The following is a 20,864-nucleotide window of genomic DNA, read 5'->3' on the forward strand; positions in this document are numbered from 1 at the left end:
CACAAGCTAGGGAGGAACCTTTGAGTCCTGCTGAGCGAGAGATGTGCGCGGACTGAGAATGTGCGGGCCGGCCTCAGATTTCCGTCAGACAGCCGATTCCTGGGCCGTGCTGGGGTCATTGCCAGGAAACCCCTGTCCAATGACCCGTCGTCTGCCTCTTTCGGGTTTCCTGCACGCATGTCGCGGCCCCGGTGTGCGCGGTCGCGGGACGGCTTTGTACGGTCCCGGAGTGCGCGAATCCTCCTGGCTGACCCGGCGTTCCCTGCTCGCTCTCACCGCGGCCGTCCCCCTGGCGGCCGGCGTGCCCACATCCGCCGCCGCCGCGCCGGACGCAAGCCGACCGACCGGCCCGACCGGCCCTACCGGTGCGACCGGTCCGACCGGTTCGGCACGCCCGACCGGCCCGGCCCGTGCGACCGGCGTGACGGGTGCGATCGGTGGTGAGCGGCTGACCCGGGCCGGGGTCCAGGTGCAGGGCGCCACCGGGCTGCCCGGCAAACTCTCCGCCCGTGCCTGGCTGCTCGCCGACCACGAGTCCGGCGAGGTGCTGGCCTCCTACCGGGCGCACCAGCGTCTGGCGCCCGCGTCCACGCTGAAGATGCTGTTCGCCGACACGGTCCTGGCGAGGTTCGGGCGGACCGAGCGGTACACGGTCACCGACGCCGACCTGGCCGACATCCCGTCGGGTTCCAGCCTCGTCGGCGTCAAGCCGGGGATCACGTACACCGTCGAACAGCTGTGGCAGGGCGTCTTCCTGCGCTCGGGCAACGACGCGGTGCACGTGCTCTCCCGGATGAACGGCGGCCTGGCGAAGACGGTCGCCGAGATGCAGGCGCGGGCCGTCGACCTCCAGGCCCTGGACACCCATGTGGTCAGCCCCGACGGCTTCGACCACAAGGGACAACTCTCGTCGGCGTACGACCTGACGCTCTTCGGCCGGCACGGGCTGAAGGACGCCGACTTCCGCGCCTACTGCGCGACGAGGACGGCGGACTTCCCGGCGGGCGGCAGGAAGAAGTTCCAGATCCAGAACACCGACCGCCTGCTGTCGGGCGTGTACGGGGTGAGGCCGTACCCGGGCCTGATCGGTGTGAAGAACGGTTACACCAGCAACGCGGGCAACACCTTCACCGGTGCCGCGACCCGGGGCGGCCGCACCCTGATCGTCACCGTGATGCACCCGAGGAGCGGCTACAACGCGGTCTACGAGGAGACGGCCGCGTTGCTCGACTGGGGCTTCTCGAAGGCGGGTTCGGCGCGGGCGGTGGGCACGCTGGTCGATCCGCTGAGTGAGGGAGGGGTGAGCGCCCCGCCGTCCCGGAAGGCGGTGGCGGCGGCCGCCGGACCGCCCGGCACCGCGCCGGACGGCACCTCGGCCTGGCGGCTGGCGGAAGGGGGCGTGGTGACGGCGGCGCTGCTGGCGGGCGGAGCCTACGCGCTGCGCAGGCGTCTGGCGGCCCGCGCCGGGGACCGGAACGCCGGGTGAGCCGCACGGCAGCCGTTCCACGGGTCGGTGCGTACCCCGCGGTCCCACGCGCGGTCCACCCCCACCCGACGCCGTGGAACGGCTGCCGCCTCCCCCCTCGGTTTGGCTTGCGGAACCTCACTGCGCTAAATGTGAAGCTCTTGTGCAGGCGTGTCGAGCATAAGCCCGTTACCGGCCGCAATGGTACGGACTATTGAATTCCGCTTGTGCAAGTTGAGGACTTGACGAACTGTCGGACGGGCGCGGGCGGGCGCGGTTCGACCGCGGGGGCGCCCTCAACCCCGGCCCACGTACGGCATCGTCGTCGCCAGTACGGTCGCGAACTGCACGTTCGCCTCCAGCGGCAGCTCCGCCATGTGCCGCACGGTGCGCGCCACGTCGGCCACGTCCATCACCGGCTCCGGCACGGTCCTGCCGTCGGCCTGGAGGGCGCCCGTCCCCATCCCGGCCGTCATGTCGGTGGCCGCGTTGCCGATGTCGATCTGGCCGACCGCGATCCCGTACGCCCGCCCGTCCAGGGACAGGGACTTGGTCAGGCCCGTCAGCGCGTGCTTGGTCGCGGTGTAGGCGGCCGAGTGCGGGCGGGGCGCGTGGGCGGAGACCGAGCCGTTGTTGATGATCCGGCCGCCCTGGGGATTCTGCTCCTTCATCCGCCGGTACGCCGCCTGCGCGCACAGGAACGCCCCGTTGAGGTTGGTGTCCACCACGTGCCGCCACGCCTCGTAGGGCAGCTCCTCGACCGGCACCCCGCCCGGCCCGAACGTCCCCGCGTTGTTGAACAGCAGGTCGACCCGGCCGAACCGGTCCACGGTGGCGGCGAAGAGCGCGGTCACGTCGTCCGGGCGTGACACGTCCGTCCGTACGACGAGGGCGGCGCCCTCCGGCATCAGCGCCGCGGTCTCCTCCAGCGTCCCCGCGCGCCGGCCCGCCAGCGCGACCGACCAGCCCGCGCGCAGCAGTTCGACGGCCACCGCGCGGCCGACCCCGGAGCCGGCGCCGGTCACGACGGCGATCCTCGACCGGCGGGCGGATTCCGTCGCGTCGGCGGTGGTGGCGGCAGGGGTGGCGGCGGGGGCGGTTCCAGTGAGGCCGGCGTCGGTGTCGGTGCCGGCGTTCGTGTGGGCCTGGGCCTGGGCATGGGCGTGGGGATTCATGGGCCCGGAGCGTAGGAGGGCGCTCCGTGACACGGAACCCGTTGTCCGCCATCCGGGCGGTGCGTGCCGGGCGGTGCGTGTCGTGCGTGGTCGGCTCCCCGTCTCCTCCCTGAACTGTCCGGGGAGGAAAGAATGACAATCGCAGCATTCCCGTCGCATCCGGCCCCTTCGCGGCACGCGCCCGAACTCCGCGCCGCCGCCCGCCATATCGGCCGCCGTCGCTTCCTCGGCGCGACCGGCGCGGCCATCGCGCTCGCCTTCGCCGTGGACCTCCCCAGACCCGGGGTGGCGGCCGCCGCGGAGCTGGACGCGGCACGGATCGACGCCCACCCCTTCACCCTCGGGGTCGCCTCGGGCGATCCGCTGCCCGGCTCGGTGCTCCTGTGGACCCGGCTGGCACCCGCCCCGTACCAGCCCGACGGCGGACTGCCCGCCGAACGCGTCGACGTCGGCTGGGAGGTCGCCCTGGACCAGGCGTTCGCCGGCGTCGTCAGACGGGGCACCGCCACCGCGCACCCCGAGTTCCGGCACACCGTCCACGTCGAGGTCGACGGCCTCGAAGCCGACCGCGTGTACTACTACCGCTTCCGCGCCGGCACCTGGCTCAGCGAGACCGGCCGCACCCGCACCGCGCCCGCCGAGAGCGGCGACGTCTCGTCGCTCACCCTCGCCGCCGTCGCCTGCCAGGCCTACCAGGACGGGTACTTCACCGCCTACCGCCATCTCGCCGAGGACGACGTCGACGTGGTCTTCCATCTCGGCGACTACATCTACGAATACGCGGTCGACGCGGCCGGCGGCGCCCGCGCCTACACCGACCGCCGGCTCCCCGCGCTGTTCGACCACGAGGCCGCGTCGCTGGAGGACTACCGGCTGCGCTACGCCCTCTACAAGACCGACCCCGACCTGCGGGCCGCGCACGCCGCGCACCCCTTCGTCGTCACCTTCGACGACCACGAGACCGAGAACAACTACGCGGGCGCCGTCCCCGAGAACGCCGTCTCCTCGACGGAGTTCCTGCTGCGCCGCGCCGCCGCCTACCGGGCCTACTGGGAGCACCAGCCGCTGCGCCCGCCGCATTCACCGGTGGGGCCGGACCTGCCCCTCTACCGGCGGCTGCACTGGGGCCGGCTCGCCCAGTTCGACGTGCTCGACACCCGCCAGTACCGCTCCGACCAGGCCTACGGCGACGTCCCGCACGTCCCGGGCCCGCAGAGCGAGCACCCGGCCCGCACGATGACCGGCGCGACCCAGGAACGGTGGCTCCTCGACGGCTGGCGCTCCTCGGCGGCGCTGTGGAACGTCGTGCCGCAGCAGGTCTGCTTCTCCCGGCGGAACATGGACCTCGCCCCGGTCGCCGCGGTCTCCATGGACGCCTGGGACGGCTACCCGGCAGCCCGTCGCCGCGTCCTCGACGGCGCGCGGGCGGCCGGCGTCGAGAACCTGATGGTGCTCACCGGTGACGTGCACGTCGGCTACGCCTTCGACATCAAGGACGACTTCGACGACCCGCGCTCCCGCACCGTCGGCACCGAGATCGTGGCCACGTCGATCTCCAGCGGCAAGGACGGCTCGCAGCGGCCCGGGAACTGGGCCACCTACATGACCGCCAACCCGCACCTCAGGTTCTACGACGGACGGCGCGGCTACGCCCGGGTCACGCTGGGACAGCGGCTGGCCCGGGCCGACTTCAGGACCGTGCCGTACGTGACGACGCCGGGGGCGCCGGTCACGACGGCCGCTTCCTTCGTGACGGAGGTGGGGGAGCCGGGGCTCAAGCCGGCCTGAGCGCGACCGATCCCGGCGGCGCCCGCTGCTCGGTGTCCGCGGACTCCGCGGCGACGCCCGCTGCTCGGCGTCCGCGGCCTACTCGGCGGCCTCGCCGGGATAGCGCACGCCGACGCGGTCGCGGATCGCGTCGAGCGTGCGCATCACCGCGAGGGTGCCGTCGAGCGGGACGAGCGGGGACTCGGCCTCGCCGGCCCGCACGGCGCGCATGACCTCCTTGGCCTCGTGCCGGAGGCTGGTGCGGGGGCCGTCGGCCGGGTCGGCCGTGAACTCCTCCGGGTCGCGGCCGTCGCGGTGCAGCACGAAGCGGTCCGGGTGGAAGAAGCCGCCCGGGAGGTCGATCCGGCCGGCCGCGCCGGTCACCGAGGCGGTGGTGCCCGTACCGCCCACAACGGAGCAGTGCACCGAAGCGAGAGCGCCACTCTCCCAGGAGAGCAGTGCTCCCGTCTGGAGATCGACGCCCTCCTCCGAGAGCACCGCTCTCGCCGCGATGTCCGACGGCTCCCCGAGCAGCAACTGCGCGAACGACACCGGATACACACCGAGATCCAGCAACGCGCCCCCGCCCTGGGCCGGGTCACGCAGCCGGTGCGACGGCGGGAAGGGTCCCGCCAGCCCGAAGTCCGCCTGCACGGTCCGCACCTCGCCGATCGCGCCGTCGTCGACGAGCGCCTTCAGCCGCCGCACCAGCGGGTTGCAGTACATCCACATCGCCTCCATCAGGAAGCTCCCGCGCTCGCGCGCCAGCGCGACCAGTTCCCGGGCCTCGCGCGCGTTCAGCGTGAACGCCTTCTCGCAGAGCACGTTCTGCCCGGCCTCCAGGCACAGACCGGCGGCCGCGCGGTGCGCCGAGTGCGGGGTGGCGACGTACACGACATCGATGTCCTCGTCCCGCGCGAGCGACTCCCAGTCGCCGTACGCCCGGGGGATGCCGAACCGCTCGGCGAAGGCCTCCGCCGACGCCCGTGTCCGGGAAGCCACCGCCACCACCCGCGCGTCCGGCAGATCCACCAGGTCCGCCGTGAACGCCGCCGCGATCCCGCCGGTCGCCAGGATCCCCCAGCGCACACTGTCTTCCGTCACCGTCATGCGGCGCCCACCCTCGCTCATGTGGCCATCGGCACTCTGTACGAGCTGAGAGCATAGGTGGCGGATCACTCGGAGAGGGAGGGGCGCATGTCCGAGCGCGGGGCGGCGATACCGGGCCTGGAACAGAAGCCACGACAGAAGCCGCGGGCCGAGCGGCGAGCGAAGCCGCAGGAACAGCCGGGACAGCACTCGGGACACCAGCCGGAGCAACAACCGGAGCACCAGCCGGGACCGCGGCCGGAACAGCGGAGCGACGCCGACGCCGTGGCCGCCGACGGCCGTTCCCCGCGCCGCATCGGCCTCCTCGTCACGCTCGTCCTCGGCGGACTGACCGCCACGCCCCCGCTGGCGATGGACATGTACCTCCCGGCGCTGCCCGAGGTCACCGAGGCCCTGCACGCGCCCGCCGCGACCGTCCAACTCACCCTGACCGCCTGCCTGGCCGGCATGGCGCTCGGGCAACTGGTCGTCGGCCCGATGAGCGACCGCTGGGGACGCCGGCGCCCGCTGCTGGCCGGCCTCGCGGTCTACATCGTCGCCACCGCCCTGTGCGCGCTGGCACCCGACGCGGGGTTCCTCATCGCCTTCCGGCTGGCGCAGGGGCTCGCGGGCGCGGCCGGCATCGTCATCGCGCGGGCCGTCGTACGGGACCTGTACGACGGGGTGGCCATGGCCCGCTTCTTCTCCACGCTCATGCTGGTCTCCGGGGTCGCCCCGATCGTCGCGCCGCTCATCGGCGGGCAGATCCTGCGGGTGACGGACTGGCGGGGCGTCTTCGCCCTGCTGACGGTCGTGAGCGTGCTGCTGGCGGCGCTGGTCTGGGCGAAGCTGCCCGAGACCCTGGCCCCGGCCCAACGGCACGGCGGCGGAGTCGGCGAGGCGCTGCACGCCATGCGCGCCCTGCTCGCCGACCGTGTCTTCACCGGTTACGTCCTCACGGGCGGCTTCACGTTCGCCGCGCTGTTCGCCTACATCTCGGCCTCGCCGTTCGTGATCCAGGAGATCTACGGCGCCTCCCCGCAGACCTTCAGCCTGCTGTTCGGGCTCAACTCGGTGGGCCTGATCGTCGTCAGCCAGATCAACGGGAAGGTGCTGGTCGGCCGGGTCCGCCTCGACAAGGTGCTGGCCGCCGGCCTGGCGATCGTGATCGTCGCCGCGACCGCCCTGCTGCTGATGTCCACCGGCGCCCTCGGCGAGGTCGGGCTGGTCCCGGTGGCGGCCGGGCTGTTCGTGCTGATGTCCGCGATGAGCCTCACGCTGCCCAACGCCCAGACCCTCGCCCTGATGCGCGTACGGCACACCGCCGGGTCCGCGTCCGCCCTGCTCGGCACGTCCTCCTTCCTCGTCGGCGCGATCGCCTCCCCGCTCGTCGGTGTCGCCGGGGAGCACACCGCCGTACCCATGGCACTGGTCCAACTGACGGCCGCACTGGTGGCGCTGGCCTGTTTCGTGGGAATGTGCCGTCCCTGGCACACACCGGCGGGTGCGTCGGAGCCCGGGAACCCGGAGGAGGGGAACTGAGCGCGCCGAAACTGCGCAGCGACACACCGGAACGCGCCGGACTCGACGCCGGGGAGCTGCGCGACCTCGTCCGTGAGGTCCACGGCCTCACCAGGGGCGCGCGCCCCTGGGCGGCGGGCACCGTCGTGGTCGCCGGACGCGGCCCGGTGATCGCCGTCGCGGAGGCGGCGGGATGGGCGGTGCGCTACGCGTCGTACGACCCGGAAACGGACGCGGGCGTCGAGCTGCCGCTCGCGGACCGGGTGCCGATGACCGTCGACACCCCCTTCGACCTGGCCTCGCTCACCAAGCTGTTCACCTCCGTCGCCGCGGTGCAGCAGATCGAGCGCGGCACGCTCGGCATCGACGCCCGGGTGGGCGCGTACCTGCCGGACTTCCGCGCCGCCGCCGCGCACGACATCACCGTGCGGCAGCTGCTCACCCACACCTCCGGTCTGCGTCCCGAACTCCCCTTGTACGACTGCGCGGACGACGACGGGCGGCTGGCCCGGCTGCGGTCGGAGGAGCCGGTGGGGCCGCCCGGCGCGTACCGCTACTCCGACCTGAACCTGCTGCTCCTGCAACACGTCCTGGAACGGATCACCGGCCGCACCCTCGACGTCCTCGTCCACGAGGGCATCACCCGCCCGCTGGGTATGACCGCCACCGACTTCGGGCCCTGTCCGGGCGCGGCGGCGACCGAGGACCAGCGTCGCCCCTGGGCCAAGGCGGACCGGGGCATGCTGCGGGGCGTGGTCCACGACGAGAACGCCTGGGCGCTGGGCGGGGTGGCCGGTCACGCGGGCCTGTTCTCCACGGGGCGGGACCTGGCGGTGTTCTGCCGTGCGCTGCTGGGCGGCGGCTCCTACGGGCCCGCCCGCATCCTCGGGCCGGACTTCGTGGAACTCCTGCTGACCCCGCCGGGCCTCGGATTCGCCCTGGACCAGCCGTGGTTCATGGGAGAGCTGGCGGGCCGGGGAGCCGCGGGCCACACCGGTTTCACCGGCACCTCCCTGGTGCTGGACCCGGCCACGGACACCTTCCTCGTCCTGCTGGCCAACACGGTCCATCCGCGCAGACGTCCACCGGACAGCGCACCGCGGGCGGCGGCGGGGACACGCCTGGCCCGGGCGGTGCGCGGGGCGTAGCCCGCGGGCACGGCTCATGGTCCCCGGGAGGGTTCAGGGCCCCGGGGAGGGGAGGCGGGTCCGGACGCCAGGGAGCGGCGGGGTCCGGGGACCGCGAGGAGGTGGGTCCGGGGACCCCGAAGAAGTGGGTCCGGGGACCGGAGGGAGACGGGTCCGGGGACCTGAGAGAATCGCCGGGTGAACGTCCCCGTATTCCCGGCCGAGACCCTCCGCGGCGCCCTCGCCGGCCTTCTCGACGGGCTCCCGGCCCGGCAGGCCGCGGGAGCCGTGGAACGGCTCATCGCCAACTACCGGGGGACCACCCCGACCGACGCGCCGATCCTGCGCGACCGCGCGGACGTGGCCGCGTACGCCGCGTACCGGATGCCGGCGACCTTCGAGGCGGTGCGGGCGGCGCTGGAGGCGTTCGCGGACGCGGCCCCCGGGTGGACGCCCGGCGGCCACGTCGACATCGGCGGCGGCACCGGGGCGGCGACCTGGGCCGTCAGCGCGACCTGGGACGGGACCCGGCCGGTGACCGTGCTGGACTGGGCCGAGCCCGCGCTCGCCCTGGGCCGGGAGATCGCCGCCGCCAACCCCGCGCTGCGGGACGCCCGCTGGCAGCGCTCTCGGATCGGAGCGGCGCTCACCGTCGAGAGCACTGATCTCGTCACGGTGTCGTACGTGCTCGGCGAACTCACCGAGGCCGACCGGGGCCACGTCGTCGACGCCGCCGCGGGCGCCGCCCAGGCCGTCGTGATCATCGAACCCGGCACCCCGGACGGCTACGCCCGGGTGCTCGCGGCCCGCGACCGCCTGGTCGCCGCCGGCTTCCGCGTCGCCGCGCCCTGCCCGCACAGTGCCGCCTGCCCCATCGTGCCCGGCACGGACTGGTGCCACTTCTCGGCCCGTGTCAGCCGTTCCTCGCTGCACCGCCAGGTCAAGGGCGGCTCCCTCGCCTACGAGGACGAGAAGTTCAGCTACGTCGCCGCCACCCGCCTCCCTGCGACGGCGGCCCCCTCCCGGGTGGTCCGGCGCCCGCAGATCCGCAAGGGCCAGGTCCTGCTCGACCTGTGCGAGGCCGACGAACAGTTGCGCCGTACGACGGTCACCAAGCGCCACGGCGACCTCTACAAGGCGGCCCGGGACGCCGACTGGGGCGACGCCTGGCCGCCCCCGCACGACCCGGCGGACTGACCCCGCCTCCTCGGGATCCCCACCCACGGGCCCCAGACGCAGGACCCCCACCCACGAGCCCGGCGATCCCACCCGCCCACACGCCCCCGCCCACGAACCCGGGTGGTCCCGCCCGCCGCGAGACGCCCCGTCTCACCGCCTTGATAGCGTCGCCCCATGGTCCAGAAGCCGCCCCCCGACGCCACCCGCCGCAGCGAGAGGTCGCGGCGCGCGATCTACGACGCCGCCCTCGCCCTCGTCGCCGAGGTGGGCTACCCGAAGACCACCGTCGAGGGCATCGCCGCCCGGGCCGGCGTCGGCAAGCAGACCATCTACCGGTGGTGGGCGTCGAAGGCGGACGTCCTGCTGGAGGCGTTCCTGGACCTCAGCGCCCGGGCGGCGGGGGACGCGGGCGCGCGGCCGTACGTCTTCCCGGACACCGGAGACCTCGCCGCCGACCTCAAGGCGGTGCTGCGGGCCACCGTCGACCAGTTGCGGGACCCCCGGTTCGAGGCGCCGTCCCGGGCGCTGGCCGCCGAGGGCGTGGTCAACGAACAGGTCGGCCGGGAGTTCACGGCCAAGCTCATGGAACCGGCGCTCCAGCTGTACGTCGAGCGGCTGCGCTCCGCGCAGCGGGCCGGACAGGTCCGCGCCGAGATCGACCCGCGCATCGCCCTGGAGTTCTTCATCTCCCCGCTCGCCCAGCGCTGGCTCCAGTACACGGGCCCGATCTCCTACGAGTACACCGACACCCTCGTCGACTACGCCCTGCACGGCCTCTCCCCGCGCTGACCGGACCGCCGTTCCCGGGCGCCGAAATGCGCGGCACGCCCGATCAGGGATGTGGTGTGCCTCTCGTGGCTGCTCGTGACTCCTTGTCCCACCTGCCCCGATCGGTGGCCGAGGACCCCCGATGCGCAGGATGGTGGGACCATGAGGCATGCTGTCCGGACAACAGCGAGGCGAGGGGATAGATGAGCGCGGAGATCGGTGGGCGCACCGGCCGACAGGGCAAACTCTCCCAGTGGCTGCGCGGACGGCGCCCGAAGGAGACCGCCGACACCGGTGGCCGTGAGGCTCTGCTGCTCGCCGCCGCCGCCGCGGGACTGCCGCTGGCGCCCGCCGCGCACCCGGCGCCGGGCTACCGGTGCTCGTGCGACCGCGTCGGCTGTCCCACGCCCGCCCGGCACCCCGTGTCGTTCGCGTGGCAGACCCAGTCCACCACCGACCGCGCCCAGATCGAGCGCTGGGCCCGGCACCAGCCGCAGGCCAACTTCATCACCGCGACCGGCATGGTGCACGACGTCCTCGACGTGCCCGTGGAGGCCGGCGCCGAGGCCCTGGAGAACCTGCTCTCGGCCGGCGTCGAGGTCGGCCCGGTCGCCGAGAGCGACGACGGCCGCATGCTGTTCTTCACGCTCACGCGCGGCACCCCCGAGGACGAGGACGAGTGGTGGCCGTGCGAGCTGGACTGCCACCCCGAGACGGCCGACGAGCACCCGGGCATGCGCTGGCACTGCCGGGGCTCCTACGTCCTCGTACCGCCGGCCCGGCTGCCCGGTGACGACGGACAGCACGTGCGCTGGCTGCGCGGCCCGGAGCACCCGCTGCCGGACCCGCTGACCCTGCTGGAGTCCCTCACCGACGCCTGCGCCCGGCACGCCGGCGCGGAGCCGGACCACGACGTGGCCTCGGCCTGGCCGCTGCGCCACTGACCCGGACGCCCTGCGCTCTCCCCGGACGCCCGGCGCCCGGCGCTACTCGCCCTGCGCCGCCGTCAGCCCCTGGATCTTGCCGAGCATCGACACCGGACCGGCCACCGAGCCCCGTCTCGGGTCCAGGACCACCTGGTTGGAGACGAACTCCATTGTCAGGGACTGCTTGATCTCGCCCTTGGTCAGTGCCTGCACGCTCTTGTTGGGCGTGGGGACCGACGCGCCGGCCGCGGCCGTCTGCTTCATGTAGTGGTGCGTGGTGAAGAACACCAGTGCCCCGCCGTCCGCGGTGCGCACCGCCAGCGGGGCGTAGTCGTCCCGGGTCAGCGGCTCGTCGATGTACTGCGTGGCCAGCCCCGGCTTGCTGGCGCCCTTCGCCCGGTTCGCGCGCAGGGTGCTGGTGTAGGTGCCGTCCGCGAAGGCCGTCCCGCCGTCCTTCAGGTAGGTCGCGTAGTCCCGGCTCAAGTCCGCGGGGGCGACGGCCAGTTCGGCCGAGTCCACGGGCACGGCCTCGGCCCAGCCGTCCTTGTCCTTCTTGAACTGCGGTACGGCGCCCGGGGCCACCAGCGTCAGATACGACACCTGCCACGGCTCGGACAGGCCGCCGCGCAGGAACACCAGCATCCAGCGTGCGTCACCGCCCTTGTCGGCCTTGGCGTCGGCGACGAACCAGCGCGGCCAGCCCGCCTTCTTGGGGATGGTGTACCGCGCGTCCGTGAACGTCAGGGGCGTGTGCGCCGCGTTGCCCGCCGGACTGTTGGCGTGGCCGGCCTTCAGCCGCGCCGCGTCGATGTCGCCGAGGGCGCCGGTGACGTGGTCCGCGTCCAGGGAACTGTCGTACGCCTTGTCGGCCTTGTTGTACGCGGCCGTGAACTGCTGGAGCGCCTCGGCGGCTTCGGCGGGCGTGGTGGCGGGGAGCATCTCGCGCTCACCGTGCACCACCACGCACCCGCTCGCCGTCAGCGACAGCGCGGTCGCCGAGGCCGCGACCAGCGCGCTCCGCTCAAGCCTGCTCGGCCTTCGAGGGCCGCGAACCCTGCTCATCAGGTGCTGTCACCTTCCCCTTCCCGGAGGGGAACCCTACCGGGGCGAGGAACAGCGCGAGCGTCGGGACCAGGTACAGCAGCCACACCGTGACCTGGAACACGGTCGGGTCGGGCTGGAAGTTGAAGACACCCTTGAGGAGCGTGCCGTACCAACTGCCCGGGTCGACGGTGTCGCTGATGTCGAAGGCCAGGTTCCGCAGGCCGGGAAGCCAGTCGGCCTCCTGGAGGTCGTGCACGCCGTACGCCAGCACGCCCGCCGCCACCACGACCAGCATGCCGCCGGTCCAGGTGAAGAATCTGGCGAGGTTGATCTTGAGGGCGCCGCGGTAGAACAGCCAGCCGAGGAGGACCGCGGTGGCCAGGCCGAGGGCGACCCCGACCAGCGGGCGGGGGGTGCCGTCACTGGCCGCGTGCACGGACGCCCACACGAACAGGGCGGTCTCCAGGCCCTCGCGGCCCACGGCCAGGAACGCGGTGGCGACCAGCGCGCCCGTGCCCATCGCCAGGGCCGCGTCCAGCTTGTCGTGCAGCTCGGACCTGAGGTGCCGGGCGGTGCGCCGCATCCAGAAGACCATCCAGGTCACCAGGCAGACCGCGACGATCGACAGGGAGCCGCCGAGCGCCTCCTGCGCCTCGAACGTCAGCTCCTGGGAACCGAATTCGAGGGCGCAGCCGAAGCCCATGGCGATGAGGACGGCGACGCCGATACCGATCCAGATCGGCCGCAGGGCGTCCCGGCGGCCGGTCTTGACCAGGTAGGCGATCAGGATGCAGACGACGAGGCTCGCCTCCAGCCCCTCGCGCAGACCGATCAGGTAGTTGGAGAACACGGGCTACGCCTCCTTGGAGAACAGCGTCCGGCCCCACCAGTCGTCCGTGTCGCGGACGCCCGGCGGGACGGCGAAGAGCGCCGAACCCACGTGCTGGATGTACTCGTTGAGCGCGTCGGACGCCGACAGACGGCGCTGGAGCGGGATGAAGCCCTTGCGCACGTCACGCTGGTAGGCCAGGAAGAACAGGCCCGCGTCGAGGCGGCCGAGGCCGTCCGTGCCGTCGGTGAAGGAGTAACCCCGGCGCAGGATGGTGGCCCCGTCGTTGGAGTCGGGGTGGGCCAGACGCACGTGCGCGTCGGGCTTCATCGCCTTCAGGAACGGCGGATCGTGCTCCTTCGCCTTGCCGACCGCCGCGCCCTCGCCCTTGTCACGGCCGAAGACGTCCTCCTGCTCCTGGAGCGAGGTCCGGTCCCAGGTCTCGATGTTCATGCGGATGCGCCGGGCCACCAGGTACGAACCCCCGGTCATCCAGGCCGCGTCGCCGTCCTCGACCCACACGAACTTCTTCAGCCGGTCCGTCTCCGTCCCCGCGATGTTGCGGGTGCCGTCCTTGAACCCCATGAGGTTGCGCGGGGTCTGGGCGTCGGGGGTCGTCGAGGAGGTCTTGCCGAAGCCGAGCTGGGACCAGCGGATGGCGACCTTGCCGAAGCCGATGCGGGCCAGGTTGCGGATCGCGTGCACGGCGATCTGCGGGTCGTCCGCGCAGGCCTGGACACACAGGTCGCCGCCGGTGCGGGAGGCGTCGAGGTTGTCGCCGGGGAACCGGGGCAGGTCCACCAGCGCCTGCGGCCGCCGGTCCGCCAGGCCGAACTTCTCGAAGAACGACGGTCCGAAGCCGATCGTCAGCGTCAGCCGGGACGGCTTCAGGCCCAGCGCCTCACCGGTGTCGTCCGGCGGCGCCTCGGCGAGCCCGCCGTACGCGCCCTCGCCGACCGCCTTGCCGGCGGTCAGCCGCCGGGCGGCCTCGGTCCAGTCCTTCAGCAGCTGTACGAACTCGGCGCGGTCGTCGGTCTTCACGTCGAACGCGGCGAAGTGCAGCCGGTCCTGGACCGGCGTGGCGATGCCGGCCTGGTGCGGGCCGTGGAAGGCGATCGCACCGCCGGTGTCGGCGGCGGCCGGGTCCACGTCGTCGCCGACCCGCGCCATCGTCACCGCGCCGCCCGCCGCGGCGGCGCCGAGCGCGAGGCCCGCGCCACCCCAGCCGAGCAGTGATCGCCGGGTGGGAGCGCCGCCGGAGGTGTCCCCGGCGGCGGTTTCCTGGAGGTCCGTCATGGGATGTGGCCCTTCTTACTTCACGACGGCCGCGGCGAGCTTGGACAGCGGCTCGGCGAGCGCGTTGACGGCGTCGGAGAGCTCCTTGCGCTGGTCCTTGGTGACCTTGTCGTAGGAGACGAAGTCGTAGGACGTCTTGTCGGAGCGGTACTTGTCCAGCAGCGTGTCCAGCGCGGCGAACTGCTTGTCCAGTTCACCGGTCAGGGCGGCGTCGTTCTTCGCGGCGACCGGCTCGAGCAGTTCGTACGCCTTCTGCGCGCCCTCGACGTTGGCCTTGAAGTCGACCAGGTCGGTGTGCGAGTAGCGGTCCTCCTCGCCGGTGACCTTGCCGGTGGCGACCTCGTCGAGGAGCTCCTTGGCGCCGTTGGCCATGGAGGTCGGGGTGATCTCGGCCTTGCCGACGCGCTTCTGCCAGTCCTTCAGGTCGGTCACCAGCTGGTCGGCGAGGGTCTTGTCCTCGTCGCCGATCTTCTTGTCCTCCCACAGGGACTTCTCCAGCCGGTGCCAGCCGGTCCACTTCTGGCCGTCCTCGAGGCCGTCGGCGCGCGTGTCGGTCTTCGGGTCGATGTCACCGAAGGACTCGGCGATCGGCTCGGTGCGCTCCCAGCCGAGACGCGAGGGGGAGTACGCCTTCTTGGCGGCCTCCAGGTCGCCTGCCTTGATCGCGCTCGCGAAGGTCTCGGCGAGCGGCACGGTGGCGTCGGCCTGCTCCTGCGCGTACTCGCGGTAGTCGGCGACGGCCTTGTCCAGCTTCGGGTCGCGCTTGGCGGCCGAGCCGCCGGTGACGGTGAGCTTCTGCCGCACACCGCGGCCCTTCATGCCGGGGCGGCAGGCGATCTCGTACGACCCGGCCTTCACCTCGGCGGTCAGCGTGTACTTCGTGCCCGGTCCGATGTTCTCCTTCTCGGAGACGATCCGGTCGTCCGGGAAGAGGATCTCGACCTCGGTGGCCTGGGAACCCTTGTTCGCTATCTTCAGCGTGACCTGGCCGGCCGGGACCGACGTGGTGGACGTCTCGCAGGTGGAGTCCGCGGCGGTCACCTGGATCGCCCCGGTGTCCCCGGCGCTGCTCTTCTCCGTGCAGCCCGTGACGGCGGTCAGAGCGGCCGCGGTGGCGGCGGCGGTGACAACGGACAGTCTGACGGCTCGCATGCGGGCTCCCACAGGTGGCTGAAAAACGGCGTGACGGCACTCACAGGGAATCTAGTGAGGCTGGCCTAACTTAACCGAGGCTTACCTGCGTGGTACCCCTGCGTGCCGTGATTCACCTCTCATGGAAGCCGTAGGAGCACGAGGTGATCACGGCGACCCAAATCGGACGTAAAGAAGCGGTCAAAGGGAATTCAAAGGTTCCGTCCGGGTGTCACCAGGACGGCGCCCGTGCGCGGGTGCGGCAGCACGTCGACGGGCTGGTCGTAGACCCGGGAGAGCAGGTCCTCGGAGAGCACCTCGGCCGGTGGCCCGTCGGCCGCGACCCGGCCGGCGCACAGGATCGCGACCCGGTGCGCGTAGGCGGCCGCGAGTCCCAGGTCGTGCAACACCACGACCACCGCGTCACCGGCGTGCGCCCTTTCCCGGCACAGCCGCAGCACCAACTCCTGGTGTTTCAGGTCGAGCGCGGTGGTCGGCTCGTCGAGCAGCGGCAGCGGAGCGGCCTGCGCCGGCACCCGGGCCGGCGCGACCCGGGCCCGTTCCCCGCCGCTGAGCGCCGAGAACGGCCGTACGGCGAAGGCGGCCACCTCGGTCGCGGCGCTCGCGCGGACGGACCGGGTGTTTCAATGCCCGGGTGACTGACTACGACGTGCTGCGCGTGTTCTGCGCGGCGAACGGCGGATACGGCAACGAGCTGGGCGTCGTCCGCGAGGGTTCCGTGCTGCCGGAGCGGGACGACCGGCAGGCCCTGGCGGGGAAACTCGGCTTCAGCGAGACGGTGTTCGTGGACGACCCCGAGCGCGGGGTCATCGACATCTACACGCCCACCCTGCGGCTGCCGTTCGCGGGCTACCCGTGCGTCGGCACGGCCTGGCTCCTCGACGTGCCCGAACTGGTCACGCCGGCCGGGGTGGTCGGGGCGCGACAGGACGGCGAGTTCAGCTGGATCGAGGCGCGGGCCGAGTGGGTCCCGCCGCGTACGCTGCGCCGGTACGCCACGGCCGCCGAGGTCGACGACCTGCCCGTGCCGCCGGCCGGCGAGTGGATCTACGCCTGGGCCTGGGAGGACGAGCCCGCGGGCCGCGTCCGTGCCCGCGCCTTCCCGGGCCGCGACGACGGCGTCGAGGAGGACGAGGCGACGGGCGCGGCGGCGCTGCTCCTGACCGAACGGCTCGGCCGGGCGCTCAACATCACGCAGGGCGCGGGCTCCCAGATCCTCACCGCGCCACAGCCGTACGGGTGGGTGGAGATCGGGGGCCGGGTGCTCCTGGAACGCTAGGACGGGTTCCGCGCGGCGGTTCAGGCGCTCAGCGGGAACTCCTCGCCCAGCGCCTGGAACACCGCCGTGTTCAGGGCGAAGGCCCGCTTGCACTCCGTCACGATCCGCTGCTTCTCCAGGTCGTCGGCCGGGACCGCGTCCAGCAGCTCGCGGTAACCCCGCTTGAACGCGGCCGGGTTGGCGACGCCCTCGAAGACGTAGAACCGGACCCCGTCGCCCTTGCGCTCGAACCCCCAGGTCCGCTCCGCCCGGTCCCGGATGATCTGGCCGCCGGAGAGGTCGCCGAGGTAGCGGGTGTAGTGGTGGGCGACATAGCCGGCGGGCCATCGCTCGGCGCACTCGCGCACCCGGTCGGCGTAGGCGCGGGTGGCGGGCAGCGGGGACAGGCCCGTCCGCCAGTCGGCACCGCGCAGATGCGCGAGATCCCGCTCCAGCGCGGTCAGCCGGAACAGCTCGGGCTGGACGAAGGGTCCGGCCACCGGGTCCGCGGCGAGCCGCCCGGCCGTGGCCTCCAGCGCCTCGTACACGAACCACAGCTGCTCGGTGTAGCGCGCGTACGCGTCCACGCCCAGTCGGCCGCCGAGCAGGTCGCTCATGAACGTCGAGGTCTCCGCCTCCACGTGCTGCTCGTGCGAGGCGGTGCGGATGACTGTCGAAAAGGAGTCCATATGCGGCATCATTTAAGGTAAGCCTTACCTAAGTCAACAGCTTTGCCGACGGCCTGTCGGTAAGACCGTACCCCGGATGGCGGCGGTCCTCACCCGAGAGGGCGGACCGGAGGCGGATCCACGGCCGGACCTGGGGCGGAACACGAAAAAAGCCCGCCCTCCGAAGAGAGCGGGCCAGGGGGGTCGAGCGGCTACGGCAGCGTCAGGATGTCGGCTCCCGTCTCCGTCACCACCAGTGTGTGCTCGAACTGCGCCGTCCGCCGACGGTCCTTCGTCACGACCGTCCAGCCGTCGTCCCACATGTCGTACTCGTGCGTGCCGAGCGTCAGCATCGGCTCGATCGTGAACGTCATGCCCGGCTGGATCACCGTCGTCGCGTGCGGGCTGTCGTAGTGCGGGATGATCAGCCCGGAGTGGAACGAGGAGTTGATCCCGTGGCCCGTGAAGTCCCGGACCACCCCGTACCCGAACCGCTTGGCGTACGACTCGATGACCCGGCCGATGATGTTGACCTGCCGGCCCGGCCGGACCGCCTTGATCGCGCGGTCCAGGGACTCCCGGGTCCGCTCCACCAGCAGCCGCGACTCCTCGTCCACGTCACCGACCAGGTACGTGGCGTTGTTGTCGCCGTGCACCCCGCCCATGTAGGCGGTCACGTCCAGGTTGACGATGTCGCCGTCGCGCAGCACCGTCGAGTCCGGGATGCCGTGGCAGATGACCTCGTTGACACTGGTGCACAGGGACTTGGGGAAGCCGCGGTAGCCGAGTGTCGACGGGTAGGCGCCGTGGTCGCACATGTAGTCGTGCGCCACCCGGTCGAGTTCGTCCGTCGTCACGCCCGGCGCGATGATCTTCGCCGCCTCGGCCATCGCCTGTGCGGCGATCCGGCCCGCGCGGCGCATCGCCTCGACGGTCTCGGGCGTCTGCACCTCGGGTCCGGTGTACGGCGTCGGCGCGGGCCTGCCCACGTACTCGGGGCGGCGGATGTTGCCGGGGACGGAACGGGCGGGAGAGAGCTCCCCTGGTACGAGCAGTGACTGGCCAGACATGTCGGCGAGTCTATCCAGCGGGGATGGGGGAACATGTCGGTGGCGAGAGGAGCTGGTCATGGCCCTGTTCAAGAAGCGCACGGTCGGCAAGCCGGGCGAGTGGTTCTACTGCCTGGAGCACAAGAAGGTCGAGGAGGGGCCGGACTGTCCAGGCAAGGACCGATTCGGCCCGTACGCGAGCCGCCAGGAGGCCCAGCACGCGATGGAGACCGCCCGCGAACGCAACCTCGAGTGGGAGAACGACCCCCGCTGGCACGACGCCCCGGCGGGCGGCGCCCCGGACGACGACTGATCACGCCTGCGCCGGGTCCGCCGCGGAAACCGGATCCGGACCCGGCGTGGCGTGCGCGGCGGGACCCGTGCTCGCGGTGGCGTGCCGTTCGCGCCGCCGCAGCGCGTGCTCGTTCGTGCGCACGTCGTACGTCATCAGCTTCGGCAGGCACAGGGCGAGCAGCCCCACCGCCCCCGCGCACAGGAGGCCGCCGGACCACACCGACGTCCGCACGCCCAGCCAGGCGGCGACCCCGCCCGCGCGGACCTGGCCCAGCGTCGGCCCCACCGAGTAGGACAGCAGCTCGATCCCGGCGAGCCGGCCGCGCAGCTCGTCCGGGATCGTCTGGTTCCACATCGCCCCGCGGAAGATGCCGCTGACCATGTCGCAGCCGCCCGCGACGGCCAGGAACAGCAGCACCAGCCACACGTTGCCGACCACCCCGGCGGCGGCGATCGCCAGGCCCCACAGCGCGGCCGAGAGCACCACCGTCCGCCCGTGCCGGTGCACGCGCGCGGTCCAGCCGCTGGTCAGGCTGACCAGCAGGGCCCCGGCCGGGATGGCCGCGTACATCAGGCCCAGCGACCACCGCGCGTCCAGCTCGTCCGCGAGGAACGGCAGGACGGCGAGGGGCATCGCGAGGAACATCGCCGCGAGGTCGACGGCGTAGGTGCCGAGGAGTTCCTTGCGGCTCCAGGCGTAGCGGGCGCCCTCGACGATCGAGCGCAGGGACGGCCGGGCGGCCTCGCGGGCGGCGGGGGAGGGCGCGATGCGGACGACGAGGAGCACGGAGACGGCGAACGTGACGAGGTCGGCCGCGTACGCCGAACCGAGCCCCGCGTACGCCACGACCACGCCAGCGAGCGCCGGGCCCGCCACTCCGCCGACCGTCCAGCGGAACGAGTTCAGGGAGGCCGCGGCCGGAAGGTGGTCATGGGCGACGATCCGCGGCCACAGCGAGTCGAGCGCGGGCCGCTGCACCGAGACGAGCGCGGAGGACAGCGCGGCGACGACGTACAACGGCCAGATCGCCGGCCGCGGCAGCAGCGCGTTGAGCAGCAGCACGGCGGAGAGCAGCCCCTGGCCCGCCTCCGTCCAGACGATCAGCTTCCGCTTGTCCAGGGCGTCGGCGAGCGCCCCGCCGTACAGCCCGAAGACGATCAGCGGCACCAGTTCCACCGCGCCGATCGCGCCCACCGCGGCGGCCGACCCCGTGAGGTCCTTCAACTGCACCGGCAGCGCGACGAAGGTGAGGAAACTGCCGAAGTTGGAGACCAGCCCCGACAGCCACAGCCTCCGGAAGTCGAGCGAGGCCCGCCAGGGCGCGAGGTCGGGCAGCAGGGCGCGCAGTCCGGAGGGACTCTCGGCGGGGGAGGCGGGGGGCGCGGGTGAGGCGGGCACTTCGGTCACGACAGCTCATGATCGGTCCCCGTCGACGCGGGAGGCAAACCCTTTTCGCCGGGGCCGCCGCCTCGGCCGACGGCCGCCGCTGCGCCGATCGGTGCCGAGCGCGGCGGGACGGCGCGGAACGCGGTCCTGGCCCGAGCCCTTCGCCGACGGGACGTCACCAGGGTGCGGGCGGCGGCGCCGTCAGACGGTCCGCGAGCCGGGACAGATCGTCCCGCAGCCGCCGGCGGCGCCTGGGCGCCGGCAGCGCGTTCTCGCCGGCCCCGGCGCTGACCAGGTGCTGCACGGTGTCCAGGTCCAGGTCGGTGCCGTCCGGGACGGCGAGGGACTCATGGGACAGGGACACCAGGTCACGGCCCCCGGAACCGAGCGCCAGGACCGTCGCCCCGGCCCGGCGCGCGTCGTGCACCCGCTCCAGGAGCGGGCCGCCGGGGTCCTCGGGCGTCACCACCAGCAGCGTCTCGCCCCGCCGCACCGCCTCGATCCGCCCCAGACCGACGGCCAGTTGCGCCGGATCCGAGGCGCGCGCGTCATGCCGGACCAGCGTCGGGGTCAGCTCCGGCGTGCCCGACCACGCGGCCTCGTCCACCAGGTGGGCGGCCAGGTGCCAGGGCTCGTACCCGGGTGTCCCCACCAGCAGCAGACCGCCCCCGTGCGACACCACGGACCCGCGCAGCGCACCCGCGAACCGCCGGGTGGCGCCCAGCCACTCGGTCCCGGCGAGCACTTCGCGCAGCAACGCGACCCGTACGGCGTCCATACGACCGCATCCTGCCGCAACCAGCCACTCGTGACCCGGAGTTCACCTGGAATTCGCCCGACCCGGGGAAAGGGGAGACGTCCGGGGAAAGA

General features: G+C 72.8%; 19 protein-coding genes and 1 pseudogene. 9 read left to right on the forward strand and 11 right to left on the reverse strand.

The genetic code is table 11. From position 1 onward, the window contains the following. The first annotated feature begins 229 nt into the window (after positions 1-229). Positions 230-1,486, forward strand: coding sequence for a D-alanyl-D-alanine carboxypeptidase family protein (locus ACWCQK_RS16940; RefSeq protein ID WP_451155915.1), 1,257 nt, complete (start codon positions 230-232; stop codon positions 1,484-1,486). Between the two features lie 275 nt (positions 1,487-1,761). Here ACWCQK_RS16940 and ACWCQK_RS16945 read toward each other — a convergent pair whose 3' ends face one another. Next, positions 1,762-2,640 (reverse strand): SDR family oxidoreductase, encoded by an 879-nt coding sequence (locus ACWCQK_RS16945; RefSeq protein WP_451155916.1) that lies wholly within the window; start codon positions 2,638-2,640, stop codon positions 1,762-1,764. A 132-nt stretch (positions 2,641-2,772) separates the two neighbouring features. On the opposite strand from ACWCQK_RS16945, the gene ACWCQK_RS16950 reads away from it, so the two are divergent. After that, on the forward strand, positions 2,773-4,428 hold the full coding sequence (locus tag ACWCQK_RS16950; RefSeq protein ID WP_451155917.1) for an alkaline phosphatase D family protein: 1,656 nt from the start codon (positions 2,773-2,775) through the stop codon (positions 4,426-4,428). A 78-nt stretch (positions 4,429-4,506) separates the two neighbouring features. Here ACWCQK_RS16950 and ACWCQK_RS16955 read toward each other — a convergent pair whose 3' ends face one another. Then, positions 4,507-5,517, reverse strand: coding sequence for a Gfo/Idh/MocA family protein (locus ACWCQK_RS16955; protein WP_451155918.1), 1,011 nt, complete (start codon positions 5,515-5,517; stop codon positions 4,507-4,509). 87 nt (positions 5,518-5,604) lie between these two features. Between ACWCQK_RS16955 and ACWCQK_RS16960 the strand changes: the two genes are divergently transcribed. The 5 genes from ACWCQK_RS16960 to ACWCQK_RS16980 all read left to right on the forward strand — a co-directional run bounded on the left by ACWCQK_RS16960 (position 5,605) and on the right by ACWCQK_RS16980 (position 11,035). Beyond that, positions 5,605-7,038 carry a multidrug effflux MFS transporter gene (locus ACWCQK_RS16960; protein ID WP_451155919.1) on the forward strand — a complete coding sequence of 478 codons (1,434 nt, stop codon included), beginning with the start codon at positions 5,605-5,607 and terminating at the stop codon, positions 7,036-7,038. Next, on the forward strand, positions 6,975-8,165 hold the full coding sequence (locus ACWCQK_RS16965; RefSeq protein WP_451155920.1) for a serine hydrolase domain-containing protein: 1,191 nt from the start codon (positions 6,975-6,977) through the stop codon (positions 8,163-8,165). Before ACWCQK_RS16960 ends, ACWCQK_RS16965 begins: the two co-directional genes overlap by 64 nt. Before the next feature lie 177 nt (positions 8,166-8,342). Continuing rightward, positions 8,343-9,341, forward strand: coding sequence for a small ribosomal subunit Rsm22 family protein (locus ACWCQK_RS16970; protein WP_451155921.1), 999 nt, complete (start codon positions 8,343-8,345; stop codon positions 9,339-9,341). 156 nt (positions 9,342-9,497) lie between these two features. Then, on the forward strand, positions 9,498-10,112 hold the full coding sequence (locus tag ACWCQK_RS16975) for a TetR/AcrR family transcriptional regulator (protein ID WP_451155922.1): 615 nt from the start codon (positions 9,498-9,500) through the stop codon (positions 10,110-10,112). A 182-nt stretch (positions 10,113-10,294) separates the two neighbouring features. After that, complete coding sequence (locus ACWCQK_RS16980) at positions 10,295-11,035, forward strand: bifunctional DNA primase/polymerase (RefSeq protein WP_451155923.1); 741 nt, start codon at positions 10,295-10,297, stop codon at positions 11,033-11,035. Between the two features lie 42 nt (positions 11,036-11,077). Here the strand turns inward: ACWCQK_RS16980 and ACWCQK_RS16985 are convergent, their stop codons facing one another. The 5 genes and pseudogenes from ACWCQK_RS16985 to ACWCQK_RS17005 form a co-directional block, all read right to left on the reverse strand. Then, positions 11,078-12,079, reverse strand: a complete 1,002-nt coding sequence (locus tag ACWCQK_RS16985) for a hypothetical protein (protein ID WP_451155924.1) — start codon at positions 12,077-12,079, stop codon at positions 11,078-11,080. Continuing rightward, positions 12,039-12,911, reverse strand: coding sequence for an iron uptake transporter permease EfeU (gene efeU / locus ACWCQK_RS16990; RefSeq protein ID WP_451155925.1), 873 nt, complete (start codon positions 12,909-12,911; stop codon positions 12,039-12,041). Before efeU ends, ACWCQK_RS16985 begins: the two co-directional genes overlap by 41 nt. Before the next feature lie 3 nt (positions 12,912-12,914). Further along, positions 12,915-14,186 (reverse strand): iron uptake transporter deferrochelatase/peroxidase subunit, encoded by a 1,272-nt coding sequence (efeB, locus tag ACWCQK_RS16995; RefSeq protein ID WP_451155926.1) that lies wholly within the window; start codon positions 14,184-14,186, stop codon positions 12,915-12,917. A gap of 15 nt (positions 14,187-14,201) precedes the next feature. Further along, positions 14,202-15,338 (reverse strand): iron uptake system protein EfeO, encoded by a 1,137-nt coding sequence (gene efeO, locus ACWCQK_RS17000; RefSeq protein ID WP_451155927.1) that lies wholly within the window; start codon positions 15,336-15,338, stop codon positions 14,202-14,204. Between the two features lie 191 nt (positions 15,339-15,529). Then, a pseudogene (locus ACWCQK_RS17005) lies at positions 15,530-15,943 on the reverse strand (ABC transporter ATP-binding protein); the annotation flags it as partial. 29 nt (positions 15,944-15,972) lie between these two features. On the opposite strand from ACWCQK_RS17005, the gene ACWCQK_RS17010 reads away from it, so the two are divergent. Continuing rightward, positions 15,973-16,617, forward strand: coding sequence for a PhzF family phenazine biosynthesis protein (locus ACWCQK_RS17010; RefSeq protein ID WP_451155928.1), 645 nt, complete (start codon positions 15,973-15,975; stop codon positions 16,615-16,617). A 20-nt stretch (positions 16,618-16,637) separates the two neighbouring features. On the opposite strand, the gene ACWCQK_RS17015 is transcribed toward ACWCQK_RS17010, so the two are convergent. Both ACWCQK_RS17015 and map read right to left on the reverse strand, forming a co-directional pair. Further along, the gene (locus ACWCQK_RS17015) at positions 16,638-17,285 is read right to left on the reverse strand and encodes a biliverdin-producing heme oxygenase (RefSeq protein ID WP_451155929.1); all 648 of its coding nucleotides are present in this window, start codon (positions 17,283-17,285) and stop codon (positions 16,638-16,640) included. A gap of 191 nt (positions 17,286-17,476) precedes the next feature. Beyond that, positions 17,477-18,334, reverse strand: a complete 858-nt coding sequence (gene map, locus ACWCQK_RS17020) for a type I methionyl aminopeptidase (RefSeq protein WP_451155930.1) — start codon at positions 18,332-18,334, stop codon at positions 17,477-17,479. Between the two features lie 58 nt (positions 18,335-18,392). Between map and ACWCQK_RS17025 the strand changes: the two genes are divergently transcribed. After that, positions 18,393-18,626 carry a hypothetical protein gene (locus tag ACWCQK_RS17025; protein ID WP_451155931.1) on the forward strand — a complete coding sequence of 78 codons (234 nt, stop codon included), beginning with the start codon at positions 18,393-18,395 and terminating at the stop codon, positions 18,624-18,626. Here ACWCQK_RS17025 and ACWCQK_RS17030 read toward each other — a convergent pair whose 3' ends face one another. Both ACWCQK_RS17030 and ACWCQK_RS17035 read right to left on the reverse strand, forming a co-directional pair. Then, positions 18,627-20,006 carry an MFS transporter gene (locus tag ACWCQK_RS17030; RefSeq protein ID WP_451156036.1) on the reverse strand — a complete coding sequence of 460 codons (1,380 nt, stop codon included), beginning with the start codon at positions 20,004-20,006 and terminating at the stop codon, positions 18,627-18,629. Positions 20,007-20,169: 163 nt separating this feature from the next. Next, positions 20,170-20,772 (reverse strand): hypothetical protein, encoded by a 603-nt coding sequence (locus ACWCQK_RS17035; protein WP_451155932.1) that lies wholly within the window; start codon positions 20,770-20,772, stop codon positions 20,170-20,172. Positions 20,773-20,864: the final 92 nt, after the last annotated feature.

Source organism: Streptomyces sp. NPDC002306 (assembly GCF_053593435.1).

Excerpts from the sequence above, each read along its gene's own strand:
- ACWCQK_RS16945 (WP_451155916.1), bottom strand. The coding sequence starts at position 2,640 with ATGAATCCCCACGCCCATGCCCAGGCCCAGGCCCACACGAACGCCGGC.
- ACWCQK_RS16950 (WP_451155917.1), top strand. The coding sequence starts at position 2,773 with ATGACAATCGCAGCATTCCCGTCGCATCCGGCCCCTTCGCGGCACGCG.
- ACWCQK_RS16955 (WP_451155918.1), bottom strand. The coding sequence starts at position 5,517 with ATGACGGTGACGGAAGACAGTGTGCGCTGGGGGATCCTGGCGACCGGC.
- ACWCQK_RS16960 (WP_451155919.1), top strand. The coding sequence starts at position 5,605 with ATGTCCGAGCGCGGGGCGGCGATACCGGGCCTGGAACAGAAGCCACGA.
- ACWCQK_RS16975 (WP_451155922.1), top strand. The coding sequence starts at position 9,498 with ATGGTCCAGAAGCCGCCCCCCGACGCCACCCGCCGCAGCGAGAGGTCG.
- ACWCQK_RS16980 (WP_451155923.1), top strand. The coding sequence starts at position 10,295 with ATGAGCGCGGAGATCGGTGGGCGCACCGGCCGACAGGGCAAACTCTCC.
- ACWCQK_RS16985 (WP_451155924.1), bottom strand. The coding sequence starts at position 12,079 with ATGAGCAGGGTTCGCGGCCCTCGAAGGCCGAGCAGGCTTGAGCGGAGC.
- efeB (WP_451155926.1), bottom strand. The coding sequence starts at position 14,186 with ATGACGGACCTCCAGGAAACCGCCGCCGGGGACACCTCCGGCGGCGCT.
- efeO (WP_451155927.1), bottom strand. The coding sequence starts at position 15,338 with ATGCGAGCCGTCAGACTGTCCGTTGTCACCGCCGCCGCCACCGCGGCC.
- ACWCQK_RS17015 (WP_451155929.1), bottom strand. The coding sequence starts at position 17,285 with ATGGACTCCTTTTCGACAGTCATCCGCACCGCCTCGCACGAGCAGCAC.
- map (WP_451155930.1), bottom strand. The coding sequence starts at position 18,334 with ATGTCTGGCCAGTCACTGCTCGTACCAGGGGAGCTCTCTCCCGCCCGT.
- ACWCQK_RS17025 (WP_451155931.1), top strand. The coding sequence starts at position 18,393 with ATGGCCCTGTTCAAGAAGCGCACGGTCGGCAAGCCGGGCGAGTGGTTC.
- ACWCQK_RS17035 (WP_451155932.1), bottom strand. The coding sequence starts at position 20,772 with ATGGACGCCGTACGGGTCGCGTTGCTGCGCGAAGTGCTCGCCGGGACC.